General features: G+C 33.0%; 14 protein-coding genes. 13 read left to right on the forward strand and 1 reads right to left on the reverse strand.

Going from position 1 to position 12,849, the window contains the following annotated elements; all coding sequences use genetic code 11:
* Window positions 1-5: 5 nt before the first annotated feature.
* Window positions 6-989: an aldo/keto reductase gene (locus CJ229_RS01830; RefSeq protein ID WP_257993687.1), complete on the reverse strand. Its 984-nt coding sequence runs from the start codon at window positions 987-989 to the stop codon at window positions 6-8.
* Between the two features lie 82 nt (window positions 990-1,071).
* Here CJ229_RS01830 and CJ229_RS01835 point away from each other — a divergent pair, with 82 nt between their 5' ends.
* The 13 genes from CJ229_RS01835 to CJ229_RS01895 all read left to right on the forward strand — a co-directional run bounded on the left by CJ229_RS01835 (window position 1,072) and on the right by CJ229_RS01895 (window position 12,839).
* Complete coding sequence (locus tag CJ229_RS01835) at window positions 1,072-1,623, forward strand: NUDIX hydrolase (protein ID WP_070456489.1); 552 nt, start codon at window positions 1,072-1,074, stop codon at window positions 1,621-1,623.
* A gap of 86 nt (window positions 1,624-1,709) precedes the next feature.
* Window positions 1,710-2,168, forward strand: coding sequence for a ferric iron uptake transcriptional regulator (locus CJ229_RS01840; protein ID WP_070456491.1), 459 nt, complete (start codon window positions 1,710-1,712; stop codon window positions 2,166-2,168).
* Window positions 2,158-3,048: a site-specific tyrosine recombinase XerD gene (gene xerD, locus CJ229_RS01845; RefSeq protein ID WP_102167321.1), complete on the forward strand. Its 891-nt coding sequence runs from the start codon at window positions 2,158-2,160 to the stop codon at window positions 3,046-3,048. Before CJ229_RS01840 ends, xerD begins: the two co-directional genes overlap by 11 nt.
* 16 nt (window positions 3,049-3,064) lie before the next feature.
* Window positions 3,065-4,237 carry a phosphopentomutase gene (gene deoB, locus CJ229_RS01850; RefSeq protein ID WP_317846603.1) on the forward strand — a complete coding sequence of 391 codons (1,173 nt, stop codon included), beginning with the start codon at window positions 3,065-3,067 and terminating at the stop codon, window positions 4,235-4,237.
* Between the two features lie 137 nt (window positions 4,238-4,374).
* Window positions 4,375-5,082 carry a segregation and condensation protein A gene (locus CJ229_RS01855; protein ID WP_068128390.1) on the forward strand — a complete coding sequence of 236 codons (708 nt, stop codon included), beginning with the start codon at window positions 4,375-4,377 and terminating at the stop codon, window positions 5,080-5,082.
* The gene (scpB, locus tag CJ229_RS01860) at window positions 5,082-5,633 is read left to right on the forward strand and encodes an SMC-Scp complex subunit ScpB (RefSeq protein WP_102167319.1); all 552 of its coding nucleotides are present in this window, start codon (window positions 5,082-5,084) and stop codon (window positions 5,631-5,633) included. The genes CJ229_RS01855 and scpB overlap by 1 nt, the downstream gene beginning before the upstream one ends.
* Window positions 5,626-6,357 (forward strand): pseudouridine synthase, encoded by a 732-nt coding sequence (locus CJ229_RS01865; protein WP_070709962.1) that lies wholly within the window; start codon window positions 5,626-5,628, stop codon window positions 6,355-6,357. The genes scpB and CJ229_RS01865 overlap by 8 nt, the downstream gene beginning before the upstream one ends.
* An 82-nt stretch (window positions 6,358-6,439) precedes the next feature.
* A complete protein-coding gene (locus CJ229_RS01870; RefSeq protein WP_102167318.1) occupies window positions 6,440-6,982 on the forward strand; it encodes a redoxin domain-containing protein in 543 nt (180 codons plus the stop codon).
* A gap of 1 nt (window position 6,983) precedes the next feature.
* Window positions 6,984-8,642 carry a cytochrome c biogenesis protein ResB gene (locus CJ229_RS01875; protein WP_070622706.1) on the forward strand — a complete coding sequence of 553 codons (1,659 nt, stop codon included), beginning with the start codon at window positions 6,984-6,986 and terminating at the stop codon, window positions 8,640-8,642.
* 5 nt (window positions 8,643-8,647) lie between these two features.
* A complete protein-coding gene (gene ccsB, locus CJ229_RS01880; protein ID WP_102167317.1) occupies window positions 8,648-9,853 on the forward strand; it encodes a c-type cytochrome biogenesis protein CcsB in 1,206 nt (401 codons plus the stop codon).
* A gap of 12 nt (window positions 9,854-9,865) precedes the next feature.
* On the forward strand, window positions 9,866-10,576 hold the full coding sequence (locus tag CJ229_RS01885; RefSeq protein WP_102167316.1) for a response regulator transcription factor: 711 nt from the start codon (window positions 9,866-9,868) through the stop codon (window positions 10,574-10,576).
* The gene (locus CJ229_RS01890) at window positions 10,573-12,273 is read left to right on the forward strand and encodes a HAMP domain-containing sensor histidine kinase (RefSeq protein ID WP_102167315.1); all 1,701 of its coding nucleotides are present in this window, start codon (window positions 10,573-10,575) and stop codon (window positions 12,271-12,273) included. The genes CJ229_RS01885 and CJ229_RS01890 overlap by 4 nt, the downstream gene beginning before the upstream one ends.
* Window positions 12,270-12,839 (forward strand): ECF transporter S component, encoded by a 570-nt coding sequence (locus CJ229_RS01895; RefSeq protein ID WP_070709956.1) that lies wholly within the window; start codon window positions 12,270-12,272, stop codon window positions 12,837-12,839. Before CJ229_RS01890 ends, CJ229_RS01895 begins: the two co-directional genes overlap by 4 nt.
* Window positions 12,840-12,849: the final 10 nt, after the last annotated feature.

Below are 12,849 nucleotides of genomic sequence, written 5' to 3' on the forward strand. Positions count from 1 at the left end.
ATTTTTTATGGCTGACTTATTTTTTTACGTAATTTCTTCAAAACATTCTTTTTATCGTTATCTTCTTGATGTGTAACTGTTTTTGGATCTCTATGTTCTTTGTAATGTTTCTTCTCAACTTTAGAACAAATGTCTTCAATTACTTCGTCTCGTATAGTTTTTGCTGTTTCATAATGGCGTAAGTTTTTCTTGAGCTGAGAAACAGTACTTACACCTTGTACGATTACGACATTTTTATTCATTAAATATTTATAAGCGATAGCTTCAAGAGGGTAGCCATATTCTTTGATCATTAATATAATTTCTCTTAATTCATCCTGTGAATATCCCATATAACCATGTTTAAACTTTGTTTTAAGTGCTACATCATAATTTTCAGTGAGGAGTCCTTGCATTAACGGACCTCTGGCTAAAAATACATAGTCGTCAGATAGATATTCTTCACTTCGATTATCGATAATGTTTAGTGGTGCCATCAGTACTGATATATCACTATTTTCAGTGTAGTAGTCAATGACATTTTTACGCGTAGTTGAGATACCGTAACTTTTAATGTCGCCTTTTCTTTTTAATGACTCAAACTCACGGATTGTTTCATCCATATTATCGTGAACAGTTCCACCGTGTAACATTAATAAGTCAATCACATCGCGTGATAAACGAAGTTTTGACTGACTAACAGCATGTTTAATATATTCTGCACTTGGATTCCATTTAATTTTTTCACGAAGTGCTGCATCAAATTCATTACCTACTTTTGTTCCGATATTATATTCGAAAAACTGTCCGTAATCGAATAAAATTGAACCAATAACAGCTTCATTTTTACCATATTGATATAAGTCCGCAGTATCGAAGTAGTTAATACAGGACTCAAATGCTAATCTAATAATCTCACTTAACTCTTCACGGTCATCTAGTGGTAAATTCATCGTACCTAGTGCAAATTGTGAAATGGATTGCTTATCTTTAGTAACAAAATGTTTCAAAATGTCACTCCTAACGTTTACAATATTATATATAAATAAGTATAACTCAATTTAACTACTGAATATAGTGAGGTAATACAAGATGAATCAAAATGATGATCAATTAGTTGAAAAGAAACTATCGCATAAAGATATTTATAAAGGAAAAATTATTGATGTTACTGTGTACGATGTTGAATTACCAAACGGAGAAACGAGTAGTAGAGAAGTTGTGTATCATCAAGGTGCAGTAGGAATTATCGCTGTGCACGATGGATATATGTATTTTGTAAAACAGTATAGAATTGCGGCAGAAGAAGTTTTATTAGAGATTCCTGCAGGTAAGATAGAACCGAAAGATACACCTGAACAAACAGCTATAAAAGAGTTAAAAGAAGAAACGGGTCTAGTCGCTAAAGAGGTTCAATATTTACAAGAGTTTTATGTATCTCCAGGATTTTCTAATGAAATCATCTATTTATTTGAAGCAGATCAATTAGAGCTTGAAGAACAAAAATTAGATGAAGATGAATTTTTAGAAATTGAAAAAATTAAAATAACTGATCTAGAACACTTAATGAAAGAAAACGTGTTTAGAGATGCGAAAACGTTAATCGCAGTTCAACACGTTTTATATTCAAACAATTATAAATAAGAACATAAAACAGTCGTTTTTATTTAAACTATTTTAAATAAGCACCATTTCTAGTATAATTAACTATGAAAATCGGAGTGGTGCAAGTGGAAACTAAATTGAAAACAGTTAAAGAACAGTTACAACAATCAGGTTATAAACTGACACCTCAAAGGGAAGTCACGTTACGCGTATTACTTGAAAATAACAGTAAACATTTAAGTGCAGAAGATGTGTTTCAACGCGTTAAAGAAAAGTATCCTGAAATTGGTCTTGCAACTGTATATCGTACATTAGAATTACTATGTGATCTAAAAATTATTGTTAAAGCAAATTTCGGCGACGGTGTCTCAAGGTATGATTTTAAAGAGCCTGGTGAAAAGCACTTTAATCATCATTTAATTTGCGTAAAGTGTGGAAAGATTATTGAAGTTGAAGATGATCTTTTATATGACGTTGAACAAATCGTCGAACACGAGTTTAATTTTAAAGTACTGAATCATCGTTTGACATTTCACGGTGTATGTCACGAATGCCAAATGAAGGAAGACATTAATGAAAAATAACGAAAGAGGTATAGAAGATTATCTGTCGTTTTTAAGAATAGAACGCGGTCTTTCTAACAGTACTTTAGATTCTTACGCACAAGACCTTAATTTATATCGCGATTTTTTAGATAAATTAGACCTTACTTTTAGTACAGTTTCTTCTACTGATATCATTAACTTTTTAAAAGAAGAAAAAGAAAAAGGCAAACGCTCGAAAACACTTGCACGACTCCAGTCAACGTTAAGAAATTTCCATCAATATTTAATTAATGACGGGAAAACAGATAAAAATCCTGCTGCACTTTTGAGTAGTATAAAAATCGAACAATCACTTCCTGACAGTTTAACGATTGAAGAGATGGAACAGCTACTAGATACACCGGAACCTACGACGTCAGGCATTAGAGATAAAGTTATGATGGAACTACTCTATGCAACAGGTATCCGTGTTTCAGAACTCATTTCAATGAATACGATCAATGTAAATAGTGAAATGGGTTTTATTACTGTTGTCGGTAAAGGCCAAAAGGAACGTATTATCCCAATTACGGATTACGTCGCAGAGTTATTACAAGAATATATAGTCGATATACGAATCAATCTACTAAAAGATAAAGATACGGATGCATTATTTTTAACAAATCGTGGTAATAGTTTTACAAGGCAAGGCGTATGGAAGATGATTAAAAAGTATAATTTACTGAGTGGTATTTCAAAAAATGTCACACCACATACATTCAGACATACTTTTGCAACACATTTAATTGAAAATGGTGCAGACTTAAGAATTGTTCAAGAACTACTTGGTCATACAGACATTTCAACAACACAAGTATATACACATCTTTCTAAAAAATCAGTGAAAGAAATGTATGACAAATTTCATCCGCGAAAATAAAGGAAGAAGGTTAATTATGTTTAAAAGAATTCATTTAATCGTATTAGACTCTGTTGGAATAGGAGAAGCTAAAGATGCTGAAAACTTTGGTGATAAAGGAGCACACACTTTAAAACACACGTTAGAATCTAAAGCAGTAGATTTTTCAAACCTTGAATCACTTGGTCTAGGATGTATAGAAGAATTACCTGGATTAAATTGTCCTGAACAACCGAATGCATTTTTTGCGAAGATGAGTGAAGTATCACGTGGAAAAGATACGATGACTGGTCATTGGGAAATTGCAGGTTTAAACATTAAAACACCATTTAAAACATATCCAGACGGATTTCCTGACGCACTTATCAAAAAAATAGAAGAAAAAACGAATCGTAAAGTCGTATGTAATTTACCATATTCAGGAACTGAAGTGATCGATGATTACGGTGAAGACCATATGAAGACGGGTGATTTAATCGTCTATACTTCAGCAGACCCTGTACTTCAAATTGCTGCACATGAAGAGGTTATTCCTGTCGATGAATTATATGAGATTTGTGAAACGGTCCGTGAACTGACATTAGACGATGAGTTTTTAGTTGGTCGTGTAATTGCAAGACCATTCATTGGAGAAGGTAAAGGTAAATTTACAAGAACTGAAAATCGCCACGATTATGCACTCAGTCCGTTTGAACCGACTGTATTAGATGCGCTAAAAGATAACGATTATACAGTATATGCCGTAGGTAAAATAAATGATATTTTCAACGGTCAGGGTATTACTGATATGGTTCGTACGAAAAATAATATGGATGGTGTCGATAAATTACTCAATGTTATGGATAAAGATTTTGAGGGACTATCATTTACTAACTTAGTAGATTTTGATGCAGTTTATGGTCACCGAAGAGATAGTGAAGGATATGCGGATGCATTAAAAGAATTCGATGACCGTTTACCAGAGATTTTTAGTAAATTAAAAGAAGATGATTTACTGATTATCACTGCAGACCACGGTAATGATCCAACATTTACAGGTACAGACCACACTCGAGAGTATGTTCCATTAATTGTAACTTCAAAAAAGCAGTTTGATTACAAAAAAATAAATGACCGTGAAACTTTTAGTGATGTAGCTGCTACTATTGCAGACAATTTTAATGTACAATTTAGTACACATGGTAATAGCTTTTTAGGAGAAATAAAATAGATGGATAAGGCAAAAGTATTTGTATTTCTATTTATATTGATCGTCTCGTTAATTTGGGGTTTCATTTACTGGATATACGTCGTCTAAGACTAAACGTCACGTTTAGTCTTTTTTAATTAAAGATAGGTTGTGAACTTATGAAAAATTATGAAGTAGAGTTAGACGTCTTTCACGGACCACTCGATTTATTACTTCATCTTATTAAAGAGTTAGAAATTGATATTTATGATATTCCGATGGCAGTTTTAACGGAACAATATATGAATTATATTAAGCAGATGACAGAGCTTGAAATTAACGTTGCGAGTGAATATTTAGTTATGGCGAGCGAGCTTTTAAGAATTAAAAGTAAGATGCTTTTACCTGAACCGCCACTTGAAGAATATACAGAAGATCCGCGTGAAGAGTTAATTTCACAATTGCTAGAGTATCAGAACTATAAAATGTATGCTGAGGAGTTAAAGCAACTAAAAGAAGCAGCTGAACAATTTTTAGTGAAAGCACCTCATGAATTTGAAGAAGTCGAAGTGAGTGATACATTTTCTATTTCCCTAGAAGAACTCATTACAGCTTATAACAAAGTAAGACAAAGAGTTGACGTTCAAAATACACACAGTTTTATTACAACAGAATCGTATACACATGAGGAAGCGACACTCTTTTTAAAAAAACGGTTTGAAAATCAGAATGAATTAACGTTAGAAGAAATGTTTTCGTCTGGCGTAAAACGATATCAAGTCGTTCAAATATTTCTAACGCTGTTAGAAGGTATTAGCCAAAGCACATTTAAGTTCGAAAAAAATAACGATGAATATACATTTATAAAATTAAAGGACGTAGCATAATGAGTGTAGAAAAAATTGATATCGTAGAAGCGATGCTTTATATCGCAGGAGACATTGGTGTGAAAGAGTCATCATTAATTAAAAATATCCCAATTACTAAAGATGGGTTAGAACAATCTGTAGAGTTATACAACAAACATAAAAAACACTTAAATATTCTCGTTCATGAAGACATTTATTATTTAAAAACGACTCCGATTGTTGAAGAATACATTCTAAAGTTATTAAAGGAACGTCCAAGTAATAAATTGTCAAACCAAGCTTTGGAAGTATTGTCTATCATTGCGTATAATCAACCAGTAGCAAGAGGTATGATTGAAGAGTTACGAGGTGTATCTCCAGACGGTCCAATTCAGACACTTTTAAATAAGAATTTGATTCAACGTGTATCCATTGAAAATGACCGCCGAACATTTTATAAGACGACACAGACATTTTTAGAGATTTTCGGTCTCAAGACAATTACAGATTTACCAAGTGCCGATGAAATTGAAGAAGATGAACATATCGAACTATTCTTTAATCAGTTAAAAGGAGAAAATGATGAGTAAAGTTAGATTAAACAAAAAAATTGCAGATGCAGGTATAACGTCCCGTCGTAAAGCAGAACAATTAATATTAGATGGTCAAGTAAAAGTAAACGATAAAGTATGTAAAGAACTTGCAACGTTCGTTACTGATAAAGACAAAGTAGAAGTTAATGGTATTCCAATTGAAAATGAAACGCCCATTTATATTCTTTACCATAAACCGACAGGAGAGGTGTCTACAGTAAGTGACGATAAAGATCGTCGTACGGTTGTAGACAAGTTCGACCACTTAAATACACGCATATATCCAGTTGGTCGTCTAGATTACGATACTTCGGGAATTTTATTACTCACAAACGATGGAGAATTTACAAATTATATGACCCATCCACGTTATGAGGTAGAAAAAACATACCGTGCAAAAATAAATAAAAGTTTAACAAATAGAGAACTTAAAGAGTTAGAAAACGGAGTTATGCTGGAAGACGGAAAAACTTCTAAAGCAATCGTTGAAGTGATTCGAGATAAAAAAGATATGGATATGATTGTACAATTAACGATTACTGAAGGTAGAAACCATCAAGTCCGTCGTATGTTTGAATATTTTGATGCAGAAGTAATTAAACTTAAGCGTATCGGATACGATTTCTTAACAATCGAAGGAGTTCCGACTGGTGAATATCGTTTCTTAACACCACATGAAGTTAAACAATTAGTCGGACATGCAAAAGCAGTTTCGAAGTAGTTTAATTGTCATAGTTCTGTCAAAAACAAGATACTATAACTGCTATAATATATATAAGATATTAAAGAGGGGGGAGCGTTCATTGAGTAGATCCGTACGTAATATCATACGTATAACGATTATTATCGGAATCGTTGTATTAACTGCTGTGACTCTGTGGTTCAATTTTTCATCGAAAAATCAATCGACAAAAGTCGGAGATACCGCTGTAGATTTTAAATTGAAAACAACAGAAGGTGAGGTCATACATCTATATGAACTCACTAAAGAAAAAGGAGTCATCATCAACTTCTGGGGTACATGGTGTAAACCATGTCGTGAAGAAATGCCACACTTAAGTGAAGCGAACGATTTAGGTGATGGTAGTGATTATGAGATTATTACAGTCAATGTTTCAGAAAACAAACAACAAATAAATCAATTCTTAAACAGCCTTGACGAAGAAGTCAATTTAAGAATGGCTATGGATAGTGATCGTAGCGTAACTAAAGCTTATAACGTTGGACCTTTACCAACGACGATTGCTGTTGATAAAAATAATAAAATTGTTAAAAAACAAGAATATCAGTTAACTCAAGAAGACATACAAGATTTTATAAAAGCATTAAATGATAAAGGTGAATAATATGTCTAGCGAAAATGATTCAATCAAATGCCCGCACTGTGGACATTTCAATCCACCGGGGACTCAATTATGTCAGTCATGTGGATTACTGATTAATGAAGATTATGACAAAAAGAAAATTAAGGATGTCATGCGTTATGATGGAAGTGCAGTTCGTTCTAAAGTAAAATCGTCTTCTTTATTCGATAAAATATGGATATTTTTCACTTCCATTAGAAACGGTGTCATTATTATCGCGTTAATTGCTATCGCATCGGCAATCGGAACGATTCTACCACAAGAATACTTTATTCCTGTCGGTGTAAATGCAAGTGATTATTACTATGAAAACTATGGTTCGTTTGGAAAATTATATTATAGTTTAGGATTGCATAACTTATATTCTTCATGGTGGTTCTTACTATTAAATGCAATGCTCGCATTGTCTATTATTGCGGCAAGTATCGACCGTGGAGTACCATTATTTAAAACACTATATAATCAAGGGGTTAAAAAACACCCTTCATACTACAAAAGACAAAGAATATACCTACATAATGAAGATGTAGCAAATGATGATGTTGATCAGTTAATTAGTGAATTTAAAAAGAAAAAATATATTATTCGCAAAGAAGATAACTCGTACCTCCTTGAAAAGGGGCGTTTGTCTCGTTATGGTCCGTACATTAACCATACTGGATTAATTATATTATTAATCGGAAGTATGCTTCGCTTCTTCCCTGGAATGTATTTAGATGAACTTGTCTATGCACCTGAAGGAGAGACGGTACAACTTCCAGGTACAGGTGGTCAATATTATATTCGTAACGACAAATTTATCATTGACACGTACGATAAAGATTCAGGATCAGTGTTTGACAAATCTTTAAGCACGCAAGGAGAACTTGCAAGTAACTATCAAACGAACATTACGTTTTATGAAAATGAATCAGCAGATATCGTCGGTTCAGAGCCTGATTTAAAAGAAATAGATCAAGCGGAAATAAAAGTCAATCATCCGTTCATATATGATAGTTATCACTTATACCAATCGAGTTTTGATATGTCTGCAATGAAGTCGATGACGTTTGAACTTCAAGATAAAGAAGGGAATGTTTTATCTGAACCTTTTGAGATTATGTTAAAAGATTATTTAGACACGTATAAAGTTAAAGGTAAAGATGGAAATGACTTTGAAGTTCAACTTAGATCATTTGCACCAGACTATGCTGGAGTTGGTAATAATGGAACGTTAATTTCTAACACACCTGTTCCACGAAATCCTGCATTCTTATTTGAAGTTAATGATAGTGAAGGTAGCGAAGAGTATTCTCTCATTCAAATACAGAATACGACAGATATTTCCAAAGATAATAAATACAGTATTAAATTTGTATCGATGGAAAACGAAGTTGTTAGTGTATTAACACTTAAGAAAGATAAAACGATGTTCTTAATCGGTGCAGGTTTTGTTATTTTCTTAATCGGTGTGTTTATCGGTTCATATGTTAACCATAGACGTATTTGGATTAATTCTGATAATGGTCTTACACTTGCAGCACATACGAATCGTAACTACTACAGTATTACAAAAGAGATTAATGAAGCACTCGATAAGTATAATTTAGGCTATGTAGAAGATAGCGACTCAAAAGTTCATAACGAACGAATGAAAGGATAATGGTTATGACCGATCATCTACTATTAAAAATAAGTAACATCTCAATTTATATAGGATTTATTTTATTACTCATATCACTCGTACCACTTGGTATGAGTATTAGCTCTAAAAGATCAGCGCGTTACGCGAATATAGCAGTTTGGATCGTTACTCTTGCATTTGTACTAGAGCTTGCATATTTTGTGTTTAGATGGCTTGCAACTGGACATGCGCCAGTATCAAACCTTTTTGAATTTATTGCAATGTTCTCTATCATGCTAATTTTTGGATACTTAGTAACGTATCACTACTATAAGACGAAAGTTTTTGGATTATTTGCGATTCCTATTTCGTTATTATTACTTGGATATGGTGCGTTATTCTCAACAGATGTTGCACCACTTATTCCAGCGTTACAAAGTAACTGGCTTGCAATTCACGTAATAACAGTAACGATTTCATACGGGATATTATCGATGAGTGCTGTTGCGGGATTCATTTATTTACTAAAAATTATTCCGGAGAATGAAAAGTCTTGGAGATCATTTTCTCTAGAAGCAATTACGTATTTTATAATCGTCATTTTGACATTTATGTTAATGATGGTTCTTATGCGCGGTGTCGTGAAATACGAAGCAGACTTCTTCTACGTTGATCAGCAAGGGAATGAATCCGTTGTAACGTATAATTTACCAAGCTTAATTAACTATAAAGACTCAATTCCAGTTGAGCATTTAGGAAATAATGAATACGACCGCACAGAACACTTTACAACAGGTATTGAAGTGCCACCAATCATTAAAGCTCATTCATTAAATACGGTGATTTGGTCTCTTGGTGTCGGTTTAATTGTTTATGGTTTATTACGACTCATTGTAAGAAGACGTATTTACACATTACTTAAACCAGTTGCAAATAAAGCCGACTTAAACTTAATGGACGACATTGGATATCGTTCAGTAATAATCGGTTTCCCACTATTTGCATTAGGTGGTATTTTCTTCGCAGCAATTTGGGCACAAGCAGCTTGGAGTAGATTCTGGGGCTGGGACCCGAAAGAAACATGGGCGTTTATTACGTTTATGTTCTATACAATTTTCTTACACTTACGTATTAATAGAGGGTACGAAGGTGAAAAATCAGCGTGGTTAGCCGTTGCAGGATTTTTCTTAATCTTATTCAACTTAGTCGCAATTAACTTAATTGTCGCTGGCTTACATTCATACGCTTAAAGAGGTGACGAAATGTCGAAACGTAAAGTATTGGTTGTAGATGATGAAGAAAGAATTCGTAAACTTGTCATCTTATATTTAGAAGCAGATGATTATGAAATTACAGAAGCAGATAATGGTGACGATGCTTTAGAACTTGCACTGAATGAAGACTTTGATTTAATTATTTTAGATGTAATGATGCCTGGAAAAGATGGGTTTGAAGTGACGAGACAGCTAAGAATGCATAAGTCAACACCGATTCTCTTATTAACTGCTAAAGGTGAAGAAAATAACGTATTAGAAGGTTTTGAAGCAGGTGCTGATGATTACGTTAAAAAGCCATTCTCTCCACGAGAAGTGTTACAGAGAACTAAAGCTATTTTAAAACGTTCATCACAAACTGCGTATATGAAATTCGATTCATCAAGTCGCGACATTATCGTCTATGAGCATCTAGAAATTGATAACGACGCACACAAAGTAACTGTAGATGGACAAGATGTAAATTTAACGCCGAAAGAGTACGAGTTATTACTATTTTTAGCCGAAAATCCTGACAAAGTATTCGATCGTAAAGAACTGTTAAAAGAGGTTTGGAATTATGAGTTTTACGGTGATTTACGAACAGTCGATACACATATTAAACGTTTGAGAGAGAAGTTAAATGATGTATCTGTCGATGCAAGTTTAATGATTCAAACTGTTTGGGGCGTCGGATATAAATTCGTGGTTACAGAATGACGATTAAAAATAGTTTAGTTGTAAAACTGTGGTTTACTATCATCATGATAGTAACCGCAGTTTTAATTATATTGTCCATTAGTTTAGCTTTTTACTTTAGAAACTACGCTCTAAATAGTAGCGATCAAAAACTATTAAACGATTTAGAGCGTATAGAACAAGAAATACTCAGTCAACACGAACCTGTCATTGAATCTACAAAAGTAATTACTGAAGAGAACTTAATCATTTACCAAGACGGTCAATTTGTATCGAGTAATACAGAGACAGACCGATCTGTGTTTAACTACATTTTAAATAGTGAAGGCCTACAAGAAGATACTTTTTTCGTTAAAGATGAAGAAAACATCGATTACATGGTAAAAGTGCTTAATATGACGCAGTACTATGATACAGATACAATGCTTATAAAATACTCGGATATGTCACCGATTTATAAATCGATACGTGATATTACGATGATCATATCAGTGAGTGCTTTTGTATTATTTATCGTTACGACGTTATTTGCTTTTATTTTAATCCAAAGAATTACTGATCCATTAATTGATTTGAGAAATGCTTCGTTAAAAATGGCAAGTGGAAAATTCCAAAAATTAGAAGTTAAAAATTTTGATGAAATCGGAGAATTGACACTTGCATTTAATAAGATGAGTGAAGATATTAAAGGAAATATCGATAACCTCGAGTATGAGAAAAACTTGAGAGAATCAATATTCACATCAATTTCTGATGGTATAGTATTTTTTGATGAATCAAACAGTCAAATTTACCGAAATAAAGAAGGTAATACATGGTTCAAAGAGATTTCACAGCATGAAAGCTTAATAGAAAAAATTAACGAATGTATTATTCGCTGTCGGGAAAACTTTGAATCTTATTCGATTACTGAAGAGCTAGATACAGATACGTATATTGAAATTTTCTTTACACCTGTGAATTATGCAGAGTCAAAAACAGGTGTTACGATGACTATCCGTAACGTGTCGCATGAGAAGAAACTAGAAACGATGCGCGCACAGTTTATATCGAGTGTATCTCATGAGTTAAAAACTCCAATGGTTATGGTCACTGGTTATACTGAGGCATTACTAGATGAAATTGTCACTGATCCAAAAGAAGTAAAGAATATGTTAAGTATTATTAAAGAAGAATCTGACCGTATGAATCACTTAATCAACGAGTTAATTGAAATTAATAAGTTAGAAACTGAATCGGGATTATTTAATATTAAAGAAAATGATTTAAACGTGTTGATGGCTGATTTACAGAAGCGATTTGATTATGAAATGAAGAAAAATCAGTTGAACTTTAGAGTTAAAAATAGGCTAAATAATTCTCTCGTTCCTTTTGACTATGATAAAATGTACCAAGTGTTTACGAATTTAATCGATAATTCAATTAGATATACTTCAGACGGAGATACTATCTCAATAAACATTGACGAAACGAACACTCATGTAGTGATTACATTATCTGATACAGGTATTGGTATGAAAGCTTCAACGCTAAATCGTATATTTGAACGTTTCTATAAAGAAGATAAAGCAAGAACCAGAGGTAAACAAGGTACAGGTCTTGGACTTAGTATCGTAAAAAGTATTATTAATGGCCATAAAGGAACAATTACGGTTGATAGCGAGTACGAAAAAGGCACGACATTTATTATGACGTTAAGTAAAGGAGAACAACTATGAACCAGTCACAGATTTACAAAATAATTATGATTAGTATTTTATCAGCGATTTCTTTTATACTCATGCTGATAAGCGTACCACTACCATTCTTTCCACCATTTTTAAAATTTGATATTGCAGATATTCCTGCCTATATAGGATTTATACTATTCGGTGGTGGAGTCGGAGTTTTAATAATAGCTATAAAAATTATCATATATGGTTTTCTCGTTTCCAGTGAACCAATCGGTCCGATAGCGAATTTACTCGCATCACTTAGTTACTTAATTCCGATATATATTATCTATGTTAAAAGTAAAACGAGCAAAAGTTTAATAACGGGAATTGTCGTCGGTACACTATTCATGACGTTCGTGTTATCGATACTTAATTACTTTATCTTATTACCATTATATGGAATGATTTTAGATCAGCGTGCAGTGTTTGAAAACGTAAAAACACTTGTAACAGTAGGTATCATTCCATTTAACATCGTAAAAGGTATTTTACTCGGTGTAGTCATCTATATCGTTCACACAAAATTAATTCCAATACTGAAAAAGCAAAAAGAAAAGAGTACTCTGTAAAACTGATGTG

It is taken from the genome of Nosocomiicoccus massiliensis (genome assembly GCF_002871345.2).
Lineage (GTDB): Bacteria > Bacillota > Bacilli > Staphylococcales > Salinicoccaceae > Nosocomiicoccus > Nosocomiicoccus ampullae_A.